The organism is Pseudomonas sp. GXM4 (assembly GCF_008923895.1).
GTDB lineage: Bacteria > Pseudomonadota > Gammaproteobacteria > Pseudomonadales > Pseudomonadaceae > Aquipseudomonas > Aquipseudomonas atacamensis.
On sequence record NZ_WBRZ01000023.1, the window covers coordinates 12,572 to 38,283 of the forward strand.

The 25,712-nt window shown below is 61.5% G+C and carries 24 protein-coding genes; 9 read left to right on the top strand and 15 right to left on the bottom strand.

Annotated features, from left to right (window positions below; translation table 11 throughout):
• Window positions 1-210: 210 nt before the first annotated feature.
• Window positions 211-777: a dCTP deaminase gene (gene dcd, locus F8N49_RS05735; protein ID WP_007940589.1), complete on the top strand. Its 567-nt coding sequence runs from the start codon at window positions 211-213 to the stop codon at window positions 775-777.
• A gap of 107 nt (window positions 778-884) precedes the next feature.
• Window positions 885-1,094, top strand: a complete 210-nt coding sequence (locus F8N49_RS05740; protein ID WP_071174586.1) for a hypothetical protein — start codon at window positions 885-887, stop codon at window positions 1,092-1,094.
• Window positions 1,095-1,138: 44 nt separating this feature from the next.
• Here the strand turns inward: F8N49_RS05740 and pdeM are convergent, their stop codons facing one another.
• The 10 genes from pdeM to F8N49_RS05790 form a co-directional block, all read right to left on the bottom strand.
• A complete protein-coding gene (gene pdeM, locus F8N49_RS05745) occupies window positions 1,139-1,792 on the bottom strand; it encodes a ligase-associated DNA damage response endonuclease PdeM (protein ID WP_016771388.1) in 654 nt (217 codons plus the stop codon).
• Entirely contained in the window at window positions 1,789-4,278 is a 2,490-nt protein-coding gene (locus tag F8N49_RS05750) for a ligase-associated DNA damage response DEXH box helicase (protein WP_151550979.1), read from the bottom strand. The genes pdeM and F8N49_RS05750 overlap by 4 nt, the downstream gene beginning before the upstream one ends.
• 179 nt (window positions 4,279-4,457) lie before the next feature.
• Entirely contained in the window at window positions 4,458-5,222 is a 765-nt protein-coding gene (locus F8N49_RS05755) for an ABC transporter ATP-binding protein (RefSeq protein WP_041478066.1), read from the bottom strand.
• 12 nt (window positions 5,223-5,234) lie between these two features.
• A complete protein-coding gene (locus F8N49_RS05760) occupies window positions 5,235-6,353 on the bottom strand; it encodes a succinylglutamate desuccinylase/aspartoacylase family protein (protein WP_071174588.1) in 1,119 nt (372 codons plus the stop codon).
• A 27-nt stretch (window positions 6,354-6,380) separates the two neighbouring features.
• Complete coding sequence (locus tag F8N49_RS05765) at window positions 6,381-7,091, bottom strand: ABC transporter permease (RefSeq protein ID WP_041478064.1); 711 nt, start codon at window positions 7,089-7,091, stop codon at window positions 6,381-6,383.
• On the bottom strand, window positions 7,088-7,816 hold the full coding sequence (locus F8N49_RS05770) for an ABC transporter permease (protein WP_016771383.1): 729 nt from the start codon (window positions 7,814-7,816) through the stop codon (window positions 7,088-7,090). The genes F8N49_RS05765 and F8N49_RS05770 overlap by 4 nt, the downstream gene beginning before the upstream one ends.
• A gap of 56 nt (window positions 7,817-7,872) precedes the next feature.
• Window positions 7,873-8,655: a transporter substrate-binding domain-containing protein gene (locus tag F8N49_RS05775; protein WP_071174589.1), complete on the bottom strand. Its 783-nt coding sequence runs from the start codon at window positions 8,653-8,655 to the stop codon at window positions 7,873-7,875.
• A gap of 374 nt (window positions 8,656-9,029) precedes the next feature.
• Window positions 9,030-10,718 (bottom strand): ATP-dependent DNA ligase, encoded by a 1,689-nt coding sequence (locus F8N49_RS05780; RefSeq protein WP_151550980.1) that lies wholly within the window; start codon window positions 10,716-10,718, stop codon window positions 9,030-9,032.
• A complete protein-coding gene (locus F8N49_RS05785) occupies window positions 10,715-11,749 on the bottom strand; it encodes a ligase-associated DNA damage response exonuclease (RefSeq protein WP_122704997.1) in 1,035 nt (344 codons plus the stop codon). Before F8N49_RS05785 ends, F8N49_RS05780 begins: the two co-directional genes overlap by 4 nt.
• 303 nt (window positions 11,750-12,052) lie before the next feature.
• A complete protein-coding gene (locus tag F8N49_RS05790) occupies window positions 12,053-14,503 on the bottom strand; it encodes a penicillin acylase family protein (protein ID WP_151550981.1) in 2,451 nt (816 codons plus the stop codon).
• Window positions 14,504-14,704: 201 nt separating this feature from the next.
• Here F8N49_RS05790 and F8N49_RS05795 point away from each other — a divergent pair, with 201 nt between their 5' ends.
• On the top strand, window positions 14,705-15,262 hold the full coding sequence (locus F8N49_RS05795) for a cysteine hydrolase family protein (protein ID WP_151550982.1): 558 nt from the start codon (window positions 14,705-14,707) through the stop codon (window positions 15,260-15,262).
• A 201-nt stretch (window positions 15,263-15,463) separates the two neighbouring features.
• On the opposite strand, the gene F8N49_RS05800 is transcribed toward F8N49_RS05795, so the two are convergent.
• The 4 genes from F8N49_RS05800 to F8N49_RS05815 all read right to left on the bottom strand — a co-directional run bounded on the left by F8N49_RS05800 (window position 15,464) and on the right by F8N49_RS05815 (window position 17,253).
• Window positions 15,464-15,667 (bottom strand): SEC-C metal-binding domain-containing protein, encoded by a 204-nt coding sequence (locus F8N49_RS05800; protein WP_003198420.1) that lies wholly within the window; start codon window positions 15,665-15,667, stop codon window positions 15,464-15,466.
• Window positions 15,668-15,672: 5 nt separating this feature from the next.
• On the bottom strand, window positions 15,673-16,158 hold the full coding sequence (locus F8N49_RS05805; protein WP_151550983.1) for an LEA type 2 family protein: 486 nt from the start codon (window positions 16,156-16,158) through the stop codon (window positions 15,673-15,675).
• A gap of 116 nt (window positions 16,159-16,274) precedes the next feature.
• On the bottom strand, window positions 16,275-16,751 hold the full coding sequence (locus tag F8N49_RS05810; RefSeq protein WP_151550984.1) for a YchJ family protein: 477 nt from the start codon (window positions 16,749-16,751) through the stop codon (window positions 16,275-16,277).
• Between the two features lie 4 nt (window positions 16,752-16,755).
• Complete coding sequence (locus F8N49_RS05815) at window positions 16,756-17,253, bottom strand: DUF6231 family protein (protein ID WP_071174595.1); 498 nt, start codon at window positions 17,251-17,253, stop codon at window positions 16,756-16,758.
• 199 nt (window positions 17,254-17,452) lie between these two features.
• Between F8N49_RS05815 and F8N49_RS05820 the strand changes: the two genes are divergently transcribed.
• The 4 genes from F8N49_RS05820 (at window position 17,453) to F8N49_RS05835 (ending at window position 20,154) form a co-directional block, all read left to right on the top strand.
• On the top strand, window positions 17,453-18,148 hold the full coding sequence (locus F8N49_RS05820; protein WP_016770616.1) for an OmpA family protein: 696 nt from the start codon (window positions 17,453-17,455) through the stop codon (window positions 18,146-18,148).
• A gap of 90 nt (window positions 18,149-18,238) precedes the next feature.
• The gene (locus tag F8N49_RS05825; RefSeq protein WP_122505750.1) at window positions 18,239-18,961 is read left to right on the top strand and encodes an OmpA family protein; all 723 of its coding nucleotides are present in this window, start codon (window positions 18,239-18,241) and stop codon (window positions 18,959-18,961) included.
• Between the two features lie 160 nt (window positions 18,962-19,121).
• Complete coding sequence (locus tag F8N49_RS05830) at window positions 19,122-19,403, top strand: DUF1145 domain-containing protein (protein WP_016771375.1); 282 nt, start codon at window positions 19,122-19,124, stop codon at window positions 19,401-19,403.
• Complete coding sequence (locus tag F8N49_RS05835) at window positions 19,396-20,154, top strand: collagen-like protein (protein ID WP_073475903.1); 759 nt, start codon at window positions 19,396-19,398, stop codon at window positions 20,152-20,154. Before F8N49_RS05830 ends, F8N49_RS05835 begins: the two co-directional genes overlap by 8 nt.
• 215 nt (window positions 20,155-20,369) lie before the next feature.
• Here the strand turns inward: F8N49_RS05835 and F8N49_RS05840 are convergent, their stop codons facing one another.
• A complete protein-coding gene (locus tag F8N49_RS05840; protein WP_016771373.1) occupies window positions 20,370-20,834 on the bottom strand; it encodes a CopD family protein in 465 nt (154 codons plus the stop codon).
• Between the two features lie 99 nt (window positions 20,835-20,933).
• On the opposite strand from F8N49_RS05840, the gene dinG reads away from it, so the two are divergent.
• Window positions 20,934-23,078: an ATP-dependent DNA helicase DinG gene (gene dinG / locus F8N49_RS05845; protein ID WP_024011911.1), complete on the top strand. Its 2,145-nt coding sequence runs from the start codon at window positions 20,934-20,936 to the stop codon at window positions 23,076-23,078.
• A gap of 95 nt (window positions 23,079-23,173) precedes the next feature.
• Window positions 23,174-25,642 (top strand): beta-galactosidase, encoded by a 2,469-nt coding sequence (locus tag F8N49_RS05850; protein ID WP_151550985.1) that lies wholly within the window; start codon window positions 23,174-23,176, stop codon window positions 25,640-25,642.
• Window positions 25,643-25,712: the final 70 nt, after the last annotated feature.

Consider the following 25,712-nt stretch of genomic DNA (forward strand, 5'->3'; position numbering starts at 1 on the left):
TGACGCCACCTTAACCCTTTTTCCGGAACGTGCCAATGTTTCTTGCAAAGGATTCTGTGTTTTAGGGATCGGCGGTGCGACGGTTCGTCGCCACATCGCGTAAATACGGGGTGTTCGCCGAGAATTGCGTTGCGCACTTTGATCGCGGCGACGCGCCCGGTAAGATGCCGGACAGAATTTTTCCACCTCGCTATTCAGGACAAACCCGCCATGAGCATCAAATCGGACAAGTGGATTCGCCGCATGGCGCAGGAACACGGCATGATCGAACCGTTCGTCGAGCGCCAGATGCGCGGCAGCGACGACAGCCGGGTGATTTCCTACGGCGTGTCGAGCTACGGCTACGACGTGCGTTGCACCAACCACTTCAAGGTGTTCACCAACATCAACTCGGCCATTGTCGACCCGAAGAACTTCGACGCCGGCAGCTTCGTCGACATCCACAGCGACGTCTGCATCATTCCGCCGAACTCCTTCGCCCTGGCCAGCACCGTCGAGTACTTCCGCATTCCGCGCAACGTGCTGACCATCTGCCTGGGTAAAAGCACCTACGCCCGCTGCGGCATCATCGTCAACGTCACTCCGCTCGAGCCTGAGTGGGAAGGTCATGTGACGCTGGAGTTCTCGAACACCACCAATCTGCCGGCGAAAATCTACGCCAACGAAGGCGTGGCGCAAATGCTCTTCCTCGAATCCGATGAAGAATGTGAAGTTTCCTACAAGGATCGTGGCGGCAAATATCAGGGCCAGCGTGGTGTGACGTTGCCGCGTACCTGATCGACCATCCGACGGATGTCGGGAATTCTTTGGCGGGCAGACACTCTATGGGGTGTACTGCCCGTTTTTGTTACACACAAATTCGGGCCTTCACTGAGGAGTGCCCTATGAAGATCGACCCGCGAATCAGCGCTGAACTGGCAAGGCTTGAGCCCAATCAGATAGGCATTCTGGCTTGGTCGTTATTGGCGCATCCGTCTTTGAGCCTGTCCGGCGGCGTGCCCGGCCAGCCCGATCCCGATACTCCCAATGAACAACCGACCGAACCAGGCGAACCGACCCTGCCGGACGAGCCGCCTCCGGCGCCTGTTGCCTGACCGACTGTGATGAATATGGCCCGTCAGTCTGATCGATTTGCGATCTAGCTGACGGGCCATATTTCGTTGTCGCCGATCACGAAGACTTTGCAACTGTCGTCGCGCTCGACCTGATAGCCGCCGGTGAACGCACCGAATGCCGGCATCAGGCTGATGCGCTCACCGAGTCTGAAACAAGCCAGGCGCAGACTCTGCCGACCTTTGCCATGCAGCCGATAGACCGGGTGAACGTGGCCGGCGAGCACGTGCCGTTCGGGATGCGCATCGGGCTCATGCTGCAAGGCAAACGGCCCGAGTAACAGCGGCTCTGGCACCACGCGAATATTCAGCGAGGCTGGTGGGTCGCCTGCGCGTTTGTCGTGGTTGCCGCGAATCAGTGTCATCGGCAGGTCAGCGTGCCGTGCGCGCCACTCTGCCAGCGCATTCAGCGTGGTCGGGACATGTGAGCCAGGCCCATGCAGAAAATCCCCGAGGAAGATCAACTGGCGACACGGCAACCGCGCCAGCAACGCGTCGATCACCTCGATGTTGCTAGCCGTTGTGCCATGCGGCACCGGCTGGCCGAGGCTGCGATAGGCCGCCGCCTTACCGAAATGCACATCGGCGATCAGCAATGCTTCCTGCGCTGGCCAGTACAGGGCTTTCTCCGGCAGCAGCCACAACTCCTCACCGGCCAAACGCACTGGGTACGCACTCACGACGATTTTCCATTATCAGCGGTTTTTTCCAGGTCACCGACCATTCGTCTGATCCTGTCAGCCAGCTTTTCCGAACTCATGCTCTCGCGCATCCGCTCCACCAGCAGTGGAAAGCCCAGCGGTGTAGGACGTTTAACCTGATGCACGTCCAGTTTCATCTGATTGATGCGCTCCAATGTCTGTTCCAGACGACGAATATCCAGTTCCTCGCGTAGGACTTCTTCCCCAGCCTGGGCCAGCAGCAGGTTGTCGGCGTCGTATTGTTTGAACACTTGGAAAAACAAGCCACTCGACGCCTGCACCTGGCGGGTGCTTTTCGGTGCGCCCGGATACCCGGCGAAGACCAGCCCGGCGATCCGCGCGATTTCGCGGAAGCGGCGCAACGCCAGTTCACCGGCATTGAGACTGGCCAGCACATCCAGCAACAGGTCATCGGCGTTGAACAGGTGAGCGTCGAGATGCGCGGCCCAATCAACCGGCGTGGCGCTGAGCAGTTCCAGGCCGTAGTCATTCACGGCAATCGAGAAGGTCACCGGTTGCCGCTGACTGACGCGCCATGCCAGCAGGCTCGCCAGTCCCAGATGCACTTGGCGCCCGGCGAACGGATAGAGGAAAAGGTGCCAGCCTTCGCGGGATTTCAGTACCTCGGCCAGCAGATTTTCCGTGGTGGGCAAACCGGACCAGCGTATCTGCGTCTCCAGCAGCGGCCGCAACGCGTGCATTTCCGGGCCTTTGAATTGACCTTGAGCAGCGGCGCTGAAGCGCGTGACCACCGCTTCGGCCAGTTCGTTGGATAACGGCATGCGCCCGCCATTCCAGCGCGGCACGGCGGCTTTTTTTGCGGTGCTGCGTTTGACGTAGGCGGTCATGTTTTCCACCCGCACCAGTTCCAGTAGGCGGCCGGCGAAGAGGAAACCATCGCCGGGTTTCAGTCGCGCGATAAAGCCTTCCTCGACGCTGCCCAGTTGTTTGCCGCCGCCGCCCTTGCTCCAGAATTTCAGGTTGATGCTCGCGTCGCTGACGATGGTGCCGATGCTCATGCGATGGCGCCGCGCCAGGCGCGCATCCGGCACACGCCAGACGCCGTGTTCGTCCGGCTCGACCCGGCGGTAATCCGGATACGCTGTAAGAGACATCCCGCCATGGCGTACGAACGCCAGCGCCCAGGCCCAATCCGCCGCTGTCAGGTCGCGATAGGCCCAGGCGCCTCGGACTTCTTCGTACAATTCTTCAGGAATAAACCCACCGCCAAGGGCCATGCTGACCAAATGCTGGACCAGCACATCCAGCGGCTTGTGCGGTGACAGGCGCGGCTCGATGCGCCGTTGCTCGACGGCATCCCGTGCGGCGACCGCTTCGATCAGTTCCAGGCTGTGGGTCGGCACCAGCGTCACCCGCGAGGTGCGCCCCGGCGCGTGGCCGGAACGGCCGGCACGTTGCATCAAACGTGCGACGCCTTTCGCCGAGCCGATCTGCAGCACGCGCTCGACCGGGAGGAAATCCACTCCCAAGTCCAGGCTCGAGGTGCACACCACCGCTTTCAATTGGCCATTCTTCAGCGCCTGTTCGACCCAATCGCGGGTATCGCGGGACAGTGAGCTGTGGTGCAGCGCGATCAACCCGGCCCAGTCCGGCCGCGCTTCCAGCAGCGCCTGATACCAGATCTCCGATTGCGCGCGGGTGTTGGTGAATACCAGGCTGCTGGCACAGGCGTCAAGTTCGGCCACCACCTGCGGCAGCATCTTCAGGCCGATGTGGCCGGCCCAGGGAAAACGCTCGATGGCCGGTGGCAGCAGGGTGTCGACTTGCAGGGTTTTTTCGCTTTTGCCCTGGACACTGACGCCGCCGCCCTGTGGGATCAGCACTTGCTCGGCGTGGGATTGATTACCGAGGGTGGCGGACACGCCCCAAACGATCAGTTCCGGCTGCCAATGACGCAGGCGGGCGAGGGCCAGTTGCAGTTGCACGCCGCGCTTGTTGCCAAGCAATTCGTGCCATTCATCGACGACGATCATGCGCAGGGTCGACAACGCCGTGCGCGCATCGGCGCGGGCCAGTAGCAGAGTCAGGCTTTCCGGTGTGGTGATCAGTGTGGTCGGCAGACGTCGGCCCTGGCGGGCGCGTTCGCTGCTGCTGGTATCGCCGGTGCGCAGGCCGATGGACCACGGAATCTGTAAATCATCCACCGGGCTTTGCAGCGCGCGGGCGGTATCGGCGGCGAGGGCGCGCATCGGCGTGATCCACAGCACTGTCAACGGCTCGGCCGGCGGTTTGCGTTTGCGCGGTGTAGCCACGGGCGGTTGCAGGCGGGCGAAGCGGTTGAGCGCGGCAAACCACACCGCATAGGTTTTGCCGGCGCCGGTGCTGGCATGAAGCAATCCGGACTCACCGTTTTTCACCGCCGCCCATACCTGTTTCTGAAAGGCGAACGGCTTCCAGTCGCGAGCGCTGAACCAGGTTTTTGCAAAGTCGGGGGATTTCGCCATGCCGGCTGCGTGCGCTCTGGAGGTGTTGTTTCAGAGACCACAGCAACAGACCAAAGGTTTAAAACAACGCGATTCCCTTGTAGGAGCTGACGAGTGAAACGAGGCTGCGATCTTTTGATCTTTGAGGCAGAGTCAAAAGATCGCAGCCTTCGGCAGCTCCAGGGGAATTGTGTACGGCATTATTTCAGGTTGCCGCTGAGGAACTGCTTCAGGCGTTCACTCTTGGGGTTGCCCAGCACGTCTTCCGGCGCGCCTTCTTCTTCCACCAGACCCTGATGCAGAAACAGCACCTGATTCGAGACCTTGCGCGCAAAACTCATTTCGTGGGTGACCATGATCATCGTCCGGCCTTCCTCAGCCAGACCCTGAATCACTTTCAGCACTTCGCCGACCAGTTCCGGGTCGAGTGCCGAGGTCGGTTCGTCGAACAGCATCACTTCCGGTTCCATCGCCAGTGCCCGGGCGATCGCCACGCGTTGTTGCTGGCCGCCGGACAGAAACGCCGGGTATTGATCGGCGACCCGCGCCGGCAAGCCGACTTTGTCCAGATAACGTCGGGCGCGATCCTCGGCTTCCTGTTTGCTGCAACCGAGCACCCGGCGCGGGGCCATGGTGATGTTTTCCAGCACGGTCATGTGGCTCCACAGGTTGAAATGCTGGAACACCATCGCCAGCCGCGTGCGCAGGCGTTGCAGTTCATCGGCGTCGGCGACGTGCATGCCGTGGCGGTCGGTGACCATGCGGATCGCCTGGCCATCAAGGCTCATGGCGCCGTCATTGGGTTGTTCAAGGAAATTGATGCAGCGCAAAAAGGTGCTTTTGCCCGAGCCGCTGGCGCCGATCAAGCTGATCACGTCGCCGGTTTTGGCCTTGAGCGAAACGCCTTTGAGCACCTGATGATCGCCATAGCTTTTGTGCAGGCCTTCAACGGTCAGTTTGTACATGGACGAGCATCCTCAAGGCGAAAGTAGGTAGCCGCTGCGATAGGCTTCGGCGCCCGCGACGTGGGCGATGACCATGCCGGCAGTGGCCATGCGCCGCAGCGAGCGCGCATACAGCAGGCCGGCGACGGTGCAATGAATGGGGGTGACCTTGTCGTGGACGGGGTCAATGATTTCGGCGATCTGCTGGCCGGCTTCCAGATATTGGCCGGGCGTGGCGCAGTACACCAGCAGGCCACCGACTGGCGTGGTCACCGGTTCGACCCCGGCCAGCGGCGTGGCCGGGTACGGCAGTGGCGGTTGCGGCTTGGTCTCGCCGACGATGGCATCGAACTGGATCAGGTAATCGATCAGCGCCTGACAATCGCGGCTGGCCAGCGGGTGATTGACGTCGCCCTGACCGCGCAATTCGACGGTCACCGAGAAGCTGCCCAGCGGAATCTCGAACTGCTCACCGAAGCGCTCGCGCAGTTGCCACCAGAGCAGGGTGAAGCATTCGTCGAACGACTGCCCGCCGGAATCGGTAGCGAGCAGACTGGCCTGGGCTTCGATATAGCGCGCCAGCGGCTCGACCTGCGGCCAGGCTTCGGGCGTGGTGTACAGGTGCACTACCGATTCGAAGTCGCAGTGCAAGTCCAGCACCATGTCGGCATCGCAGGCCAGGCGTTGCAGGGTCAAACGCTGGGATTGCAGTTGTGTGGTCGGCTTCTGACGGTCGAGGGCACTGCGCAGGCTGGCACGGATCAGTTCGAGGTTGTGCTGCGCATCGTCATTGAGTTGGCCTTCGATGGCGTTGCCGATTTCTTCGCTGAGGTCGACGAACCAGCGATTGAAGTTCTGCCCGCTCTCGAGGTCGTAACGGCCCAGCGGCACGTCCATCAGCACTTGTTCGAGGCCGACCGGGTTGGCCACCGGCACGAGGACGATTTCGCTGCGCAGGCGGCCGGCAGCTTCCAGCTCGGCCAGACGCTGCTTCAGGTGCCAGGCGACCAGCATGCCCGGCAGTTCGTCGGCATGCAGCGAGGCCTGAATGTACACCTTGCCCTTGGCCTGCTGTGGGCCGAAGTGGAAACTGTGAATCTGCCGTGCGGTCCCTGGCAGCGGGGCCAGCAAGTCATGAATCTGGTGGCGCATTGTTATCTCTTTATTGTCAAACCGGTGCTAGTGAGTCGGCCCGAGGAAGGCCAGCCAGCGGCGTTCGGCAAGGCGGAACAGACCGACCAGCGCAAAAGTAATGGTCAGGTAGATCAGCGCGGCGATGCCGAACGACTGGAAGGTCAGGAAGGTCGCCGAGTTGGCATCCCGCGCGACTTTCAGGATATCGGGAATGGTCGCGGTGAACGCCACGGTGGTCGAATGGAGCATCAGGATCACTTCGTTGCTGTAGTAAGGCAACGAACGGCGCAAGGCCGACGGCATGATCACGTAGGCGTACAACTTCCAGCCGGTCAGGCCATAAGCCTTGGCCGCTTCGACTTCGCCATGATTCATGCTGCGAATCGCCCCGGCAAAAATCTCCGTGGTGTACGCACAGGTATTGAGCGCGAAAGCGAGGATCGTGCAGTTCATCGCGTCGCGAAAGAAACTGTCGAGGATCGGCTGTTCGCGCACGGCGGCGAGGCTGTAGATGCCGGTGTAGCAGATCAGCAACTGGATATACAGCGGCGTGCCACGGAACAGGTAGGTGTAGAACTGCACCGGCCAGCGAACGTAGAAGTGCGGCGAGACGCGGGCAATCGACAACGGAATCGAGACGATGAAGCCGATGCAGATCGAGGCGGTCAGCAGCCACATCGTCATTGCCAGTCCGGTGATGTTCTGGCCGTCGGTATAAAGGAAGGCGCGCCAATATTCCTGGAGAAGTTCGATCATCGTACGGCCTCCCGGGCACCGGCGGCGTAGCGGCGTTCGAGCCAGCGCAGGATGAAGTTCGAAGCACTGGTGATCAGCAGATAAATCAAGGCGGCGAGGACCAGAAAGTAGAACAGTTGATAGGTACTTTTACCGGCGTCCTGCGCTGCCTTGACCAGATCGGCGAGGCCAATGATCGACACCAGCGCGGTGGCCTTGAGCATGACCATCCAGTTGTTGCCGATGCCCGGCAGGGCGAAGCGCATCATTTGCGGAAACACCACAAAGCGAAAACGCTGGCCACGTTTGAGGCCGTACGCGGTGGCGGCTTCGACCTGACCACGCGGCACCGCGAGGATCGCGCCACGGAAGGTCTCGGTGAAATACGCGCCATAAATGAAGCCCAGCGTCAGCACGCCGGCGCTGAACGGGTCGATTTCGATGTATTCCCATTCCATGTAGTCGGTCAGTGACGTCAGCCAGGTTTGCAGGCTGTAGAAGATCAACAGCATCAGCACCAGATCCGGCACGCCGCGAATCAGCGTGGTGTAGAGCTGCGCGGGCAGGCGCACCAATTTGACTTTCGACAGTTTGGCACTGGCGCCGAGCAGGCCGAGCAACACGGCCACCAGCAGCGACATCGCCGATAATTTGATGGTCATCCAGGTGCCTTGCAGCAGCAATGGGCCGAAGCCCTGCAGACTGAACGAGGCCAGCCCCAGATTTTGCAGGAGGGTTTCAAACATAAATCAGCAACCTGAGCGGATGGAAAAGGCGCCCATCGAGGATGGGCGCCGGGGCATTATTTGCCGCTGTACAGATTCAGGTCGCCAAAGTGTTTCTTTTGAATCTCGGCGTATTTGCCGTCGTCGTGTAACGCTTTGATACCTTTATCCAAAAGTGCTTTCAGCTCAGTGTTACCTTTCTTGATACCGACAGCGGTTTTGGCTGGCAGCAATTCGCTGTCGACCGGTTGGCTGATTTCATAATCAACGCCTTTGGGCGACTTCAGAAAGCCCAGTTCGGCTTGCAGCATGTCCTGGATACCGGCGTCGAGACGGCCGGAGGTCAGGTCGGAATACACCTGATCCTGGTTCTGATAGGCCTGGGTTTTCACGCCAGCCTTGTCCAGCACGGCTTTGGCGTAGGCTTCCTGAATGGTGCCTTGCTCGTAACCGACGGTTTTGCCCTTGAGCGAAGTGACGTCGGCGGTGATGCCGGAGCCTTTCTTGAACACGTAAGCGGTCGGGCCGGAAAACAGTTCGCTGGAGAAGTCGATGACCTTCTCGCGCGCCGGGGTCACGGTCATCGACGAGATCACGCCGTCGAACTTGTTGGCCTTGAGGCCCGGAATCATGCCGTCGAAATCGCTTTCGACCCATTTGCACTTGACCTTCAGTTCGGCGCAGATCGCGTTGCCCAGATCGATATCGAACCCGACCAGGCTGCCATCGGCCGCTTTCGACTCGAACGGTGCGTACGAAGGGTCAACGCCAAAGCGCAGCTCTTTGTATTCCTTGGCCAGCGCGGAGCCGGCGGCCATGCACAACGCCAGTGCAGAAAGGGTCAGCAATGCTTTTTTCATTATTCAATCCCTAAGAACCAATATGAGCGCTTGTGGCGCAGAATTATTGTTACTGCAACGCTTACGACCTATAGAAAGTAGCAATTTCCGAACCAGAGTGCCGAACAGGTGTTTTAAAAGGTCGAGTGCAGAGAGGCAAGGGTAGTTGAATGCCCGGAAACGGGCATTGCTGTTTGCATGCACTGTTTCGGATCACACGGGTAGCTCAGAGCAGGGAAAAACTGTGGCGAGGGGATTTATCCCCGATGACTGATCGTTCCCACGCTCCTGCGTGGGAATGCATCAACGGACGCTCCGCGTTCGGCTCTGGGGGGACGCAGAGCGTCCCGGGCTGCATTCCCACGCAGAGCGTGGGAACGATCAGTGAAAAGGGGTCAGGCCAACAAGTCTTGCAGGGTAGCGAGGCTGTCGGCTTCTTCGACGGTCTTGTCCTTGCGCCAGCGCAGCATGCGCGGGAAGCGCACGGCGATGCCGCTCTTGTGTCGGCGCGACAGGGCGATGCCTTCGAAGCCCAGTTCGAACACCAGGCTCGGTTTCACGCTGCTCACCGGGCCGAATTTTTCCACCGTGGTTTTGCGCACGATGCTGTCGACCTGGCGCATCTCTTCGTCGGTCAGCCCCGAATACGCCTTGGCGAACGGTACCAGCGAGCGCTGGCTGGATTCCGGCGGACCGTCCCACACGGCGAAGGTGTAATCGCTGTACAGACTGGCGCGACGGCCGTGTCCACGCTGGGCATAAATCAGCACCGCGTCGACGCTGAACGGGTCGACCTTCCACTTCCACCACACGCCCATGTCCTTGGTCCGGCCGACGCCATACAGCGAATCGCGGGCCTTGAGCATCATGCCCTCGACGCCGAGTTTGCGTGACGCTTCGCGCTGGCGGCCAAGGTCGAACCAGTCCTCGCCGGTCAATACCGGGGAGGGCAGCAGTACCGGGCTGTTGCAGCGCGCGATCACCTCTTCGAGTTGCGCCCGTCGCTTGACCTGCGGCTGGTTGCGCCAGTCTTCGCCCTGCCATTCCAGCAGATCGTAGGCCAGCACCACCAACGGCACTTCTTCGAGAATCTTCTTGTCGAGCGTCTTGCGACCGATGCGTTGTTGCAGCAGGGCGAACGGTTGCACGGCCGGCGGCTCATCGGATTGCGGATCGAAGGCATCTTCAGTAGTCGGATGGGTACTCTTCCACACGACGATTTCGCCGTCGATCACTGTCCCGTCGGGCAAGCCGTGGACCAGCACATCGAATTCAGGGAAGCGCTCGGTCACCAGTTCCTCGCCGCGCGACCACACCCACAGCTTGCCGTCGCGCTTGACCACTTGCGCGCGAATACCATCCCACTTCCATTCCACCTGCCAGTCGCTGGCGGGGCCGAGCAGGGCTTCGAATTCCTCGACCGGTTGCGACAAGGCGTGGGCAAGAAAGAACGGGTAGGGCTGACCGCCGCGCTGGGCATGTTCGTCGGCGGATTCCGGGGCGATGAGTTTCAAATAACTCGCGGCGTTGGGCCGGTTCGACAGATCGGTGTACCCGACCAGACGCTGGGCCACGCGTTTGCTGTCCAGTCCCGCCATCGAGGCGAGGGCGCGGGTGACCAGCAGCTTCGACACGCCAACGCGGAAACTGCCGGTGATCAGCTTGATGCACAGCATCAGGCTCGGCCGATCCAGTTGTGCCCACAACATCGGCAGTTGCCGCGCCAGATACTCCGGCGTTTCGCCGCGCAGTGGCAGGAGTCTGTGTTCAATCCATTCGGCTAGACCGGCCTCGGAGCTGTGGGAATTTTCCGGCAGCACCAGAGAAATGGTCTCGGCCAGATCGCCGACGGCTTGGTAGCTTTCTTCGAACAGCCATGGCTCCAGCCCCGAAACTTCCACCGCGAGCTCTCGGAGGATGCGCACCGGTACCAGTTGTCGCGGCCGCCCGCCGGAAAGGAAATACACCGCCCATGCGGCATCTGCTGGCGCGGCCTGTGCGAAGTACACCTGCATCGCCGCCAGCTTGGCGTTGCTCGACGTGGTGGCGTCGAGTTCGGCATATAACTCGGCGAAGGCTTTCATGGCGATGTCTCGGCAACGGTGGGTTCGCTGGCGATGTTGTCGTCTTCGTCATCGCCGTATTCGGTGGTGAAGCCTTGTGCATCCAGGCCCTGTTCGCGCAGATGGCGCACGAGCACGCCGATCGAGCCGTGGGTGACCATCACCCGTTCCGCGCCGGTCTGATTGATCGCCCAGAGCAGGCCGGGCCAGTCGGCGTGGTCGGAGAGGACGAAACCGCGATCGACGCCGCGCCGCCGCCGGGTCCCGCGCAAGCGCATCCAGCCGCTGGCGAAGGCATCGCTGAAGTCGCCAAAACGGCGCATCCACGTGCTGCCGCCCGCCGACGGCGGAGCAATGACCAGCGCCTGGCGCATGATCGGATCGCTTTTTTTTACGTCGCCCGCATAGATCGTCGGCGGCAGGTACACGCCGGCATCGCGGTAGACGCGGTTCAGCGGTTCGACCGCGCCATGGCTGAGGATCGGCCCGAGGGTTTCGTCGATGCCGTGGAGAATCCGCTGCGCCTTGCCGAAGGAATAGCAGAACAACACGCTGGCCTTACCGGCGGCAATATTGGCCGCCCACCACTGATTGATCTCGGCGAAGATCTGCGCCTGCGGCTGCCAGCGATAGATCGGCAGGCCGAAGGTCGATTCGGTGATGAACGTGTGGCAGCGCACCGGTTCGAATGGCGTGCAGGTGCCATCCGGCTCGACCTTGTAATCGCCCGATGCGACCCAGACTTCGCCGCCGTATTCCAGGCGCACCTGCGCCGAACCGAGGACATGCCCGGCCGGGTGAAAACTCAAGGTCACGCCGTGGTGTGTCAGGCGTTGGCCGTAATCAAGGGTTTGCAACTGGATGTCCTGACCCAGACGCGCGCGCAGAATCCCGGCGCTGGCGCTGCTCGACAGGTAGTGCTGATTACCGGTGCGCGCGTGATCGCCATGGGCATGGGTGATCACCGAACGCTCGACCGGCCGCCACGGATCGATATAAAAATCACCGGCGGGGCAGTAGAGACCTTCAGGTCGGGCAATAACAAGATCCATGTCGTGACCGGAATGGGGGGCTTGTTAGCTATGAGGCGGGCGTGAGGCTGGAAGTTCGATCGGCTTTTAAGGGCGACCCTCACCCCAGCCCTCTCCCAGAGGGAGAGGGGGCCGACCGAGGTGTCTGGTGAGGTACATCGACCTGGGGGGACCGAGTTGAATATGGATCCGGCACAGCCTTGAGCCTGATCCAATGTTGGATTCACCATCTCTCTTTCAGGTCGGCGCAAGACCCAAGCATCCCCCAATCAGTCCCCTCTCCCTCCGGGAGAGGGCTAGGGTGAGGGGCTGTTGATCTTTGCTCTATTTTCCGGGGGTGAGGGTCAAGCGCGCCTTGCCATACACCCGATCAAAGTTCTGCGGCTGCATCGGCAGGCCGATGTACTGACCTTTCAGCCACGCATCGATCCCGTTCAGGTAATTCGGACTCAGTGGATTGCCCGACTGCCCCGTACCGTTCTGCGCCATCAGCGGCTCGCTCTGGCCGAAGTCGACGATAAAACGCATCGACGGCGCGCGCGTGCTGACGAAGTCCTGGCCCCAGGCAAACGCCGAGCTGTTCAGCGTGGTGTGATCGCCACCGGCTGCCAGCGGCCCGCGTACAGTCTGACCGTTGCTGTTTTTCCACGCATAGCTGTGCAATTTGCCCCACTGCCAGGCGCGATGATCGCCGCCCAACTGGCTGTAGCCCGCTGTAATCGCTGCAGCGAGACTGCGGGCGAGAATCACCGCTTTGTCTTCTTTCTGCGGCGTGCGCAGGTCATCCCAGAACGGACTGTCCTCACGTCCCAAGAGATGATCGGCCTGCGCCGCGTAGGACAGATCGCCATTGGCGACAAAGGCCTTCCACGCCGGGCTCGACTCAGGGCCCAGTTCATCGAGGAAGATCTGCTTCATGCTTTCCTGCAGAAACAGTTCGTAGATCGCCGCATCCGCCGAGGTCGGGCTGAGCTTTCCGTCGAACGCCATCAAGCGCATGAAGGCTTCGCGCGCCTTGCTGCGCTCGGCTTCCGGCAGGGCGTCGATCGCCTGTTTCAGCGGTTGCTTCATACCCGGTGCTTCAAAGACTTTTTTCAGCTTGGCGGCGAAGGTGGTGGTCTGGTCGTACTGCATGGCGATCACGCTGCGGCTGTCGTGCTTGCCGCTGCCGGCCATTTCCGCCAGGCGTTCGCCGCGCTCCGGTGCCGCCCAGGATTTCGACAACTGCATGCCGTAGCCGTCGGGAATCACCCGCTGGTTGGCGGTGCCCAGCCAGCCTTGTGCCGGGTCCTGATCGTAGGGGTGCAGCATCGGGTCGGCGTAACCGTCCCAGTCGTAGCGACCGTCCCAGCCCGGCGAGGGCAGCAGGCCTTCGCCTTCGCGACGGTTGGGGAAGCGCCCGGTGACTTGCCAGCCGATATTGCTCGCATCGGCAAAGACCAGATTGAAGGTGATGGCGCGGATTTCGCGGCTGGCGTCCGAGGCGCGCTCGACGTTCTGCGCGCGGGTCAGATCGAAAAAGGCATCCAGGGTTTTGTCGTCGGTGAAGCTTGGCGTCTGCAGGGCGAGGCCGAAACCGCTGCCTTGCGCCGCTGCCTGGGCACTGTTGAGCAGCGCGCCGTGGCGGGTTTCGTACACGGCTTCACGAATCGGCCGCTGGCCTTTGACGAAGTAGGTTTCGTTGCGCACGCCCAGCGGCTGCCATTTGCCGTTGACTTCGTAAGTGAGGCTGCTGCCCTGACGGCGGATTTTCTCGAGAAACAGATCCTGGTTATCGCCGAGCACGCTGGTCATGCTCCACGCCACTTTGCCGTTGAAGCCGCCGAGCACCATCGGCAGACCGGCAACCGTGACGCCGGCGGCCTGATATTTCGGCGCACGTATCTGCACGAAACTCCACAGCGACGGCGCGGCCAGCGGCCCGTGCGCATCGCTGGCCAGCAGGCTCTTGCCGCTGCGGCTGCGTTGCGGGGCAATCGCCCAGTTGTTCGCAGTCGGTGTGGCGAGCAGGTTCAGCGCCGACAGTTGCTGGCTGGCGCTGCTCAGTTCGGTCAGCCCCGGAATCTGCCCGTTGAGCTTGAGGCCTTGCAGTTTGTCGGCTTCAGCCACTGGCAGGTTTTCATCAGGCGCCGACGGGCTCAGCCAGGCGAGTTTGTCAGTGGTCACGGTTTGCGCGAGCACCAGCGACTGGATTTCCTCCGGCAGGTTGGCCGACTGGCTGAAATTCAGCAGGGCGAAAATCAGCGCTGAATCTTCCGGTTTCCAGTATTCCGGCTTGTAACCGCTGGCGGCGAGATCGCCCGGCAATTTGTCGGCGTAGCGGAACAGGTAGGCGTTGACGCCCCGTGCATATACCTCGAAGAAGCGCTTGAGCCGTGGCGACGAGGCCTTGTACAGCTCGCCGGCGCTCTTCTTCAGATTGACCGCGCGCATGTAGCGGTCGGCATCGAGCATCGACGCGCCGGACATTTCCGCCAGCCGGCCCTGGGCCAACAGGCGCAGGGTGACCATCTGATTGATACGGTCGCTGGCGTGGACGTAACCGAGACTGAACAGCGCGTCATGGAAGCTGTTGCTCTCGATCAGCGGCATGCCCATCGCATTGCGCCGCACCGAAACGTTCTGCGCCAGGCCCTTGAGCGGTTGCACGCCGGAGGTCGGCGGCAGGCTGTCCTGGGCGTTCCAGGTCTGGCAACCGGACAGGCCGAGAACACCGGCCACTGCTGCGGCAACGCCGAACCGGGGAAGAAAATGTGTAAGGGCTGGCGAGGCCATGGCGAAGCTCCTGCGGGGGTATAAGGCTGGGGGCGCAATAAAGCCGCTACGTTAGTGACGGCGCGAGGGCCGCGCAAGCGGGGCGAGTGGTTATTTATGCAGTTGTCGGCTGATCGGTCAGAGGCGTGACAGTTGCTTGTGGGAAAGCGCTGATGTTGAACTGCGGAATGAGTCCGGAGACCTGTCAGGAGAAAGATCGCTATGGAGCTTCAAAGCAACGCTGCGCTGATCATCATCGACCAGCAGAAAGGCATTCTGCACCCGCGTCTGGGGCGGCGGAATAATCCTCAGGCCGAAGAGCGAATGCTTGAGTTATTGGCGCTGTGGCGGCGCGGCGGGCGCCCGGTGATTCACGTGCAGCATTTGTCGCACTCGCCTGATTCGGTGTTCTGGCCGGAGCAGGACGGAGTCGAGTTTCAAGAGCGTTTTGTCCCTCAGGGCGGGGAATGGCTGATCCAGAAACAGGTGCCCGATGCGTTCTGTGCGACGGGGCTGGAACGGCAGTTGCGCGAGGCGGGGATTGGTCAGGTGCTCATTGTCGGCGTGGCAACAAACAACTCGGTGGAATCATCGGCGCGCACTGCGGGTAACCTTGGTTTCGACACATGGGTGGCGGAGGATGCATGTTTTACCTTCGACAAGGCCGATTATTTCGGCACACCGCGTACCGCTGAAGAGGTGCACGGGATGTCGCTGGGCAATCTGCATGGGGAGTATGCGACGGTGGTCAGTGCTGCGCTGATTCTGACAGTCAACTGATAAACCTGTGGGAGCTGGCTTGCCAGCGATTGCGGTGAATCAGGCGACATCAATGCAGGGATGTGCCGCCCTATCGCTGGCAAGCCAGCTCCCACAGGGGCTGCGCAGGTTCACAAAAAAGTGTTGAGTGCAGATCAACTGTGGGAGCGAGCCTGCTCGCGAAAGCGGTGTGTCAGGCGAAGAAGACCTTCGCCAGTGACATCAAGCGCCGTGGCACTTCTTGAATTTCTTGCCGTTGCCGCATGGGCAAGGGTCGTTGCGGCCGACGTCTTTCAGGGCGTTTCGTACCGGTTCCTGGTGGGCGTGGCCGCAGTTCGGGCCGTGGACATGGCCATGGTCGTGATCGTGATGGTGGTCATGATCGTGGTTGCAGTCAGGGCCATGGACATGGGGTTGCTGGGTCATCGAGGTCACTCCGGAGTTAGATCGGCGGGGATTATCACGCCATTGCGCTCAAGGTGCACGTAGTGGGCGATGAATAAACCGGTTTCCATTTCCCCCTGCAATCGATAGGGAATCTGCTGGTTCGGATTTTTCAGCAGTTTCACCACCTGTTTGACCTTCGGCCACAGGTTGGTGCGGATCGGCACTTTGAAGTAAGCGCTGCGCTTGGGCCCCACGGTAAACCAGTGCTCATGCTCGCCTTCGGTGAGCAGCATGTCGGCCAAGTGAATCCGGTATTCGAGGCCGCGCACGGTCAGGTCGCTGTCGTTGGGATTGTCGACGCGAAAGTGCAGGATGAATTTCTGTTCGAGCAGTTTGGCCCGCACCACCTCGACTTTCACCAGATGCACGGCGGGCTCGACGCTGTCGTCGCTGAACCACGAGGCACAGCCGCCGAGGTTTACGATCAGCATCAACAGCAGAAAATATAGTGTGCGCCGACGACCGAGCATGAAATTGACTCCCTTTGTGCCCAGTCTAGACCTTAAAAGATTTCAGCCTTCGGCTAATCCCGTGTAGGAGCGGCCGAAGGCTCGGGCCGCGATCGGACGATCTTTTGATCTTCAGCTCAAGCGCCGAAATAACCCGAACAACACTTCTTGAACTTCTGCCCGCTGCCACACGGGCAGCCGTCATTGCGCCCCAGCTTCATCTGCACCGTCGGATCGATGAAGTACCAGCGCCCGCCGTTCTGCACGAACGAGGAGCGCTCGCGATGGCTGTGCTCGCCCTGGCTGTCATGCCAGCGTGCGGTGAAGGTCACAAAAGCGTGTTCCGGCTGGCCGCCGAACACCTCCGAGCTTTCCACCTCAAGGCCGAGCCAGGTGCTTTGCGCACTCCAGTCGCTGATCGATTGTCGGTTCAGTCCCGCCTGCTGCGCGGGCAGGGTAGTCGCTACCAGATAATCGACCAGCCCCAGCACATAAGCGCTGTAGCGCGAGCGCATCAGGGCTGCGGCGCAAGGCGCCGGGTGGCCGTCGTGATAAGGGCCGCAGCAGGCATCCAGCAGATTGCCGCTGCCGCAAGGGCAAATGGCTGTACTCATTGCATTACCACCAGTATTTCCCGAAGTTTTCCGGATTGGCCCAGAAGCGTGAATTGAGCCAGTCGGGGACTTGTTTGTAGTCAAGCAGATCGTAGGTGAACAGGGTCAGCACCTGCGCGTCGCGCTGAAAACGCTCGCTGGCCTGCAGTGCCAGCGAATAGAAATCGGTTTCCTGCCAGCCACTGGCGGCCAGATCCGCCAGCACCGCGATACGACTGGCGTTGAGATTGCGGATGCCGCCCAACAGATTCAGGCCGTCGCGCTTGGGCAAATGTTCCAGGCAATCGACTACCAGCGCCAGATCGAAGCGTTGCGCAGCCAGCTCAGCCGGCAGTGCGCCGGGTGCGGCATGGGCGACCACGGTGTCTGGATGCGCGTCCTTGAAAGCGCTCAAGGCGGGAAACTCGCTGGCGCCGATCAGCAGCAGACGGGCCGGGGCGTAGCGATCCAGCAAAGCGGCCAACGCCTGTTGTGGCGTGCGCGAAGAAATGGCGGCGTTCATCGAAGCTCCTCAGTCAGACCGCCAAGACTAGCCTGCCAGACCGCGTCGGCAAAGCGCCCGGTGGCGGCGGTTTTCGCCAAAAGAGGCAAACCCCTGTGAACACGGTCGCAAACAGCGGTGGCCTATTGCTGGCGGAGATTAAAACTCCGGTCTTTACTCCCTGAATCGGTTTTAAGCCGATCCCTCAGGAGAAAACTAGATGAGCATAGTTCGGACAGCATTACCCTTGGTTCTGCTAACCAGTGTGTTGACTGGTTGTGCAGGTTTGCAGAAAACCGACTGGCCGACCTGTGCGGCGGTCGGTGGTGTGGTCGGTGCCGGTCTCGGCGCGACGGAAAGCGCTTCGTGGGCCGGTTATGGTGCACTGATTGTCGGCGGTACGGCAGCGGCCTATTGCTGGGTGCACGGTGATGGTGATGAAGACGGCGATGGTGTGCCGGACAGTCGCGACAAGTGCCCGGGCACGCCAAAAGGCGTGCAGGTCGATGCTGACGGTTGCCCGCCACCGACGCCTGCGCCAGTGGTCGAAGAAGCGGTTGTGGTCAAGGAAGAAACCATCGTCATTCGTGATGTGCATTTCGAGTTCGACAAAGCCACGCTGACCGGCCCCGACAAGCAAGTGCTGGACAAGGTCGCCGATCGCCTGAAACAGGAATCCTCTACCGCGCAACTGACCGTGACCGGTCACACCGACAGTGTCGGCAGCGATGCCTACAACAAGAAACTGTCGGATCGTCGTGCGCATTCGGTGGTGGAATACCTGATCCAGCAGGGCGTGCCACGTGCCAGCTTCGTTTCGGTGTCGGGCCTTGGTGAAAGCCAGCCTGTGGCTGACAACAAGTCGGCTGATGGTCGTGCGCAGAACCGTCGCACCGAAATCAAAATCGTCCGCTAGCCCCTCTCGCATCCGCGGCTTGTGCAGTCGCGGATGCGGGTCTTTACTCCTGTGTAACCGGTATGGGCCGGTACACAGGAGCGTTCACAAATGCGTGTTTTCTCAAGGTCCGTCTTGCCGGTGCTGCTGCTAGGCAGCTTGCTCACCGGTTGTGCCACTCACAGCGATGGCACCGCCCCCCTCAATCAACGTACGTGGCCAATCTGCAGCCTGCTTGGCGGCCTGGTCGGCGGCGGTCTTGGCGCCATTGAAAGCGCCGGCTGGGCCGGTGGCGGCGCGGCATTGGGTATCGTCACCGGCGGGCTGATCTGTTACGCCCAGGATGGCGACGAGGACAGCGACGGCGTTTTCGACCGCCGCGACCGCTGCCCGGACACACCGGAAAATACCGAAGTCGATCACCGTGGCTGCCCGCTGCCGCAATATCCGGCGGCAGTCAAACCGGTCGAACCGGCGCCGCAAACCGAAGTGATCACCTTGAGCGATGCCGGCAACGTGCTGTTCGATTTCGACAAGTCCGATCTGACCCCGGCGGCCAAAGCCCAGCTCGACACCTTGATGGACAAGCTGCGCAATGCCGACGTGGTCAGCATCAAAGTCATCGGGCATACCGACAGCAAGGGCTCCGACGCCTATAACCAGGCTTTGTCAGAGCGGCGCGCGAGCAGTGTTGCCGCGTACTTGCTCAGTCAGGGCCTGGCGCCGAACAAGCTCACCAGCGAGGGCCGAGGCGAAAGTGAGCCGGTCGCCGATAACGCCAGCGATGAAGGCCGCGCGGAAAATCGCCGGGTCGAGCTGCACATCAATCGATAGAAAGCGTCTGTAGTACGCAGGCTAGAGCTGCCGGGTCGAGATCGTCGCCCCGGCAGCCATTTCATCAGCGTTTGCACAAATTTCATTTTTCCCTCTGGCTTATCCCCCGCAGAAGCCGGTACTGTGCGTGCAAAGAATAATTCGCAACACGGGGGAGCGTATGAAGGTGTTCTGGGGGCTGGGGCGTTTGCTGACCCTGCTGTTCTGCTGCGTGGTACTGGCCAATCAACTGGTGCCGTTTGTTCATCCGCTGCATCTGCTGGTCAATCTGGCCGGCGCTCTGTTGTTGCTGATTCATCTACTCGAAGTGCTGCTGTGCAACCGCAGCCTCAAGGGCCGTCCGCACCCTTGGCGTGATCGTGGCCGCATCCTGTTGTTCGGCGTTTTCCACCTGCAAACCATCCCGGCCCCGGCCGCTCCGGAGGCTTCTTCCCATGCGTAAACTCTGCCTGCTCGCTGCATTCATCAGTCCACTGGCCTGCGCTCAGGTGGTCAACGTGCAAAGCAATTCTTTGATGCGCTTGCCCAACACCACCAGCACGCTGCAACTGGAGAAACTGGAAGTCGCCGATTACGGCACCTTGCTGATCCCGTCCAACGTGACTGAATTGAACATTGATGAACTGCGCCTGGGCCATGAAGCACGTATTGCTATCGTTCCGGCTGAACAAGCGCTGGAAGTGAAGGTCAAGCGCGCTGAGTTGAGCGAGGGCAGCCAGATCACCGCGCGCGGCGCCCCCGGCACTTATGAAAAAGCGGCCCGGGCCGGGCGCAATCTGAATCTGCAATTCCAGGCCCTGAGCGCGCCGCAACTGACGGTCGATGCCCGTGGCGGCAGGGGCGCGCCGGGTTTCGTCGGCCTCGACGGCGGCAACGGTGAAGACCCGGGCTGCACCTATGGATCGGCCGGCCACGGCGCCGATGGCAGTGACGGCAGCGATGGCCAGCCAGGCGCGCCGGGTGCGCTGGTGCGACTCGCCGTACCACGGGATTTCCCGGCCGAGCTGATCAAGGTCAACGTGGCTGGCGGTGCCGGTGGCCCGGCGGGTGTTGGCGGCAAGGCGGGCAAGGGTGGCAAGTCCAAGGGCTGCCTGGTGTACCGCGCTGACGGCGGCAAGAACGGCAAGGCCGGCGCGGATGGTCAGCCTGGGCCGGTGGGGGCGGCGGGTTCGGTTACCGTGCAACGGCTCTAAAACTGCGACCCACTCTCTGATCAATAAAATGCTTTGGTGAGTGAAGATCTTTGGTGAGTGAAATTATGTGGCGAGGGGATTTAGCGAAACGTCGCACCGCCCCGTTGGGCTGCGTAGCAGTCCCGCTTTTGATTTTTAGAGCGGGGCCGCTTCGCGACCCAGCGGGGATAAATCCCCTCGCCACAACTGTGTTCACAGCAGAACAAGAGTGCGATTCAGAGCATCGGTCTCGCCGCCGCCACCGCCACCAACACCAACCCGACCAGCAGATTGAGCCCCACCACCCGGCGAATCCGCCCCAGCACCGCCGCACCCGCCGGCCAATCCTTCGCCTCAACCGCCTTGCGCAACTCCGGCAGCATCAGCCCTTGAATGCGGATGAACAGTGCCGTCATCACCACATACAAACCGATCATCACCTGCACATACTTCGGCGCGGTCTCGAAGCCGACCTGCTGTAGATGCAACATGCCCACGCCGCTGATCGGCAGCAGGATCACGGCGACCCAGACCCAACGGAAAAAGCCTTGAAACACTTCCACCCACAGGGTCAGGCGAGCGGGGCCGTCCAGAGCCTTCACAGCCGCAGGGCGCAAGACCATCCAGGCGAAAAACATGCCGCCGACCCACACCAGAGCGGCAAGGACATGCAGGGGGTAAACGAGGCTAAAAGGTGTCATTCGGGCACTCCGTTCTGCGCAGGATCGATTAGGCAGGTATGATAGCCGCCGAACCAAACTACTGAAAATTTATCCAGCGTTTCCAGCGCCCGACACTCAATGATCAGCACTGAACTCAAAACCACGATCCAGGGCGCCTATTCGCGTTTTCTAGAGGCCAAGAGCCTCAAGCCGCGTTACGGCCAGCGCCTGATGATCGCCGAAATCGCCAAGGTCCTCGGGGATATCGACACCGATGACGAAGGCCGGCGCAGTGGCGACCCCGCGATCGTCGCGGTGGAAGCCGGCACCGGTACCGGCAAAACGGTGGCCTACAGCCTGGCGGCGATCCCTACGGCGAAACTGGCCGGCAAGCGTCTGGTGATAGCCACCGCGACCGTCGCCCTGCAAGAGCAGATCGTCTACAAGGATCTGCCTGACTTGATGCGCAACAGCGGGCTGAATTTCAGTTTCGCCCTGGCCAAGGGCCGTGGCCGCTACATGTGCCTGTCCAAGCTCGACATGCTCTTGCAGGAAGGCCACGCGCAAACCGCCACCGCTCAGTTGTTCGAGGAAGAAGGCTTCAAGATCGAAGTCGACGAGGCCAGTCAAAAGCTGTTCACCAGCATGATCGAAAAGCTCGCCGGCAATAAATGGGACGGCGACCGCGACAGCTGGCCTAACGCGCTGGAAGACGCCGACTGGGCGCGCCTGACCACCGACCACAGCCAGTGCACCAACCGTCATTGCCCGAACTTCGGCCAGTGCGCCTTCTACAAGGCTCGCGAGGGCATGGGCAAGGTTGACGTGATCGTCACCAACCACGACATGGTCCTGGCGGATCTGGCACTGGGCGGCGGCGCCGTGCTGCCGGACCCGCGCGACACCATTTACGTGTTCGACGAAGGTCACCATTTGCCGGACAAGGCCATCGGCCACTTCGCTCATTACACGCGCCTGCGCTCCACCGCCGACTGGCTGGAAACCACTGCCAAGAACCTGACCAAATTGCTCGCGCAGCATCCGTTGCCGGGCGATCTCGGCAAGCTGATCGAGCAGGTGCCCGAGCTGGCGCGGGAGATCAAGACCCAACAGCAGTTCATGTTCACCGCCTGCGAGCAGATCGCCGATTTCAAACCCGGCGAAGACGTCGAAGGCCGCGAACGTCCGCGACATCGCTTTGTCGGCGGGGTGATTCCCGAGGACATGCGCGAGATGGGCATCGAGCTGAAAAAAGGCTATTCGCGCCTTAACGACCTGTTCCAGCGCCTGACCGACCTGCTCAAGGAAGGCATGGACGGTGAGGTCAATATCGGCATCGCCAGCAATCAGGCCGAAGAATGGTATCCGCTGTTCGGCAGCCTGCTGTCCCGCGCTTCCGGCAACTGGGAATTGTGGACCGCGTTCACCGCCGAAGACCCGGAAGACAGCCCGCCGATGGCGCGCTGGCTGACCCTGGCCGAAAGCGGTTCGCTGTTCGACATCGAGGTCAACGCCAGCCCGATTCTGGCGGCGGAAACCTTGCGTCGCAGTTTGTGGAATGTCGCTTACGGCTGCCTGGTGACCTCGGCGACGCTGACGGCGCTGGGCACTTTCGACCGTTTCCGCATGCGCGCCGGTCTGCCGAAAAAAGCTGTCACAGCGGTGGTGCCGAGCCCGTTCCATCATGCCGATGCCGGCGTGCTGCGCGTGCCGGACCTGAAGGCCGACCCGCGCGATGCCGCTGCCCATACGGCGGCGATCATCCGTGAACTGCCCGATCTGGTCGAAGGGTCGCGTGGCACGCTGGTGCTGTTCTCCTCGCGCAAGCAAATGCAGGACGTGTTCGACGGTCTCGACCGCGACTGGCGCAAGCAAGTGTTCATTCAGGGCAACCTGTCGAAACAGGAAACCCTCAACAAGCACAAGGCGCGGGTCGATGGCGGTGATTCCAGCGTGCTGTTCGGGCTGGCCAGTTTCGCCGAGGGTGTCGATTTGCCGGGTGCCTACTGCGAGCACGTGGTGATCGCCAAAATTCCATTCTCGGTGCCCGACGATCCGGTCGAAGCTGCGTTGTCGGAGTGGATCGAGGCGCGTGGCGGCAATCCGTTCATGGAAATCTCCGTGCCCGATGCCTCGCTGAAACTGGTTCAGGCCTGCGGGCGTCTGCTGCGCACCGAAGAAGACCGCGGCACCATCACCTTGCTCGACCGGCGTCTGGTCACCCAGCGCTACGGCAAGGCGATCCTCAATGCGTTGCCTCCTTTCCGTCGTGAAATATCCTGAGACACGGGTGGGCCGATTGGCCCGCCGCGTTGTCTATCTCTCTGCCACCGCTTTTCCACTGGCCTTGACTGGTCGTTAGGGAGAACTCCGTTCTTATGATCCGCCGTTCGTTGCCCGCTGTTTTCGCCTTGATCTTTGCCGCGCCGTTGCTGGCGGCCCCTGCCGGTCAGCAGACGCTGTTCAACTTCGTGCGCCCGGCCGACGTGGTCAAGGTCGTCACGGAAAACGCCGACCTGCCCCAGGCCAACGCCGAACAGACCGCCGAAGGTGAAGTGCTGCGCCGGGTGACGTTCAACCCGGTCGCCCGGCCGACCTTGCGCCTGACCCCACAGACCGGTGCTTGGGACTGGTCGCAGTCCGGCATGATGACTTTGCGTCTGCAGAGTGCGATGAACTGGGCGGTGACGGTTTATGTGCAGATCCAGAGCAACGATGGCCGCACCCTGGTCAGCCGCGTCGATCTGCCGGCCGGCCCCGCGCAGACCTTGCTGGTGCCGCTGGTGGCTTCGACGCCGCTGAGCCAAGGCATGAAAGCCGGGCCACCGATGCCGATGACCGTCGATGGCCAACGCATCCTGCTGGCCAGCAGCACGGGCGAGATCGACCGCAGCCAAGTGGTTTCGGTGAGTCTGTCGCTGGATCAGCCGAAAGTTGCGCAGAGCCTGTTGCTCGAGCGGTTCGGCGTGCAGGACGGCGAATCGGTGACGCGGGCGGTGTACGGCAATCTGGTCGACGCCTACGGTCAGTCAACCCGTAGTAAATGGCCGGAAAAAGTCAGCAGCGACGAACAACTGAAAAGCGCCGCCAGCAAAGAGCAGCAACAGCTGAATACGTGGCTGGCCGAGCGTGAAAAGGCTTCGCTGGACAAGTTCGGCGGCTGGAACAAAGGCCCGGCGTTCAAGGCCAGCGGCTTCTTCCGCACGGAAAAACGTGATGGCCGCTGGTATCTGGTGACCCCTGAAGGCCACCCGTTCTATTCGCTGGGCGTCAACACCGTCAGCCCGCAAGTCAACCAGACCTACGTGGCTGGTCGTGAGTACATGTTCGAATCGTTGCCGAAGAACGACGACCCGCTGGCCGCGCATTTCGGCGAGGGCGACAACCGTGGCGGCAACGGTGCCGATCAGGGCCGTGGCTACGGCAACGGCCGCTGGTACGACTTCTATGGCGCCAATCTGCAACGCCTGTACGGCGAACCGTGCAAGGCGGACAGCGACAACAAGGCCGGGATTGCCGAAGCGGCGAAGGCGGGCGCGGCTGAGGCCAGCTCGGTGCAGGCCGCTGAAACCGCAGCGGTGCCTGCCGAGCCAAAATCGGGTATTGCCGAAGCGGCGCAGACCGATGCGGTGCAAGCGTCCAGCGAGGAAACCGCCCCGTGCAAAGCCACTATTGATGAAGAACGCTGGACCCGGCACACCCTCGATCGGCTGCAAGCCTGGGGCTTCAACACAGTGGGCAACTGGAGCGCGCCGTCGCTGGCGGATGCTGAGCGCGTACCGTACACCTTGCCGCTGTCGATCGTCGGCGATTACACCAGCATCAGCACCGGCAGCGATTGGTGGGGCGGCATGCCGGATCCGTTCGATCCGCGTTTCGCCATGGCCACCGAGCGTGCCGTGGCCATTGCCGCCCGCGATCACCGTGACGATCCGTGGCTGATCGGTTATTACGCCGACAACGAACTGGCCTGGGCTGGCCCTGGCGACGATCCAAAGGCTCGCTACGCGCTGGCCTACGGCACGTTGAAAATGACCACCGACGTGCCGGCCAAACGCGCCTTTCTCAAGCAATTGCGCGACAAATACCGCAATCAGGCCGGGCTGTCCAAAGCCTGGGGCATCGAATTGCCGGCGTGGGAGTTGATGGAAGATCCGGGCTTCGTGCCGCCACTGCCGAACCCGGAGCATCCGGAGATCGAAGCGGATTTCAAATACTTCCAGAAGGTCTTCGCCGATACCTATTTCAAGACCATTTCCGATTCGCTGAAATGGCACGCGCCGAACCAGATGCTCCTGGGCGGTCGTTTCGCCATCAGTACGCCTGAAGCCGTGGCGTCCTGCGCACAGTATTGCGATGTGTTGAGCTTCAACATGTACACGCTCAAGCCGCAGGAAGGCTACGACTTCGCCGCGCTGGCAGCGCTGGACAAACCGGTGCTGATCACTGAATTCAACTTCGGCTCGGCCGACCGGGGCCCGTTCTGGGGCGGCGTGACGCAATTGGCCAAGGAAGAAGATCGCGGTCCGGCTTATGCCAACTTCCTCAAACAGGCGCTGAGCGAACCGTCGATTGTCGGCGTGCACTGGTTCCAGTATCTCGACCAACCGGTGACCGGGCGCCTGCTCGATGGCGAGAACGGCCATTTCGGTCTGGTCGGGGTTACAGACCTGCCGTATCAGGGTTTTGTCGAGGCGGTGCGTAAAAGCAATCTGCAGGCGCTGGAGCAGTTGGGCAAGGAGGCGCAGAAAGCACCGGTTGCCGAGATTGAAGGCGGGCGCAAAGCCGAGGCTGGCAAAGCGCCGGGGGCTGCACAGGCGGGTGGGCATTCGGGGAATGGTCACTAGGTTTCAGACCGCGTTATCGTTCTTCGCGAGCAGGCTCGCTCCCACAGGGGATCTGCGCTGCTGTTGAGAT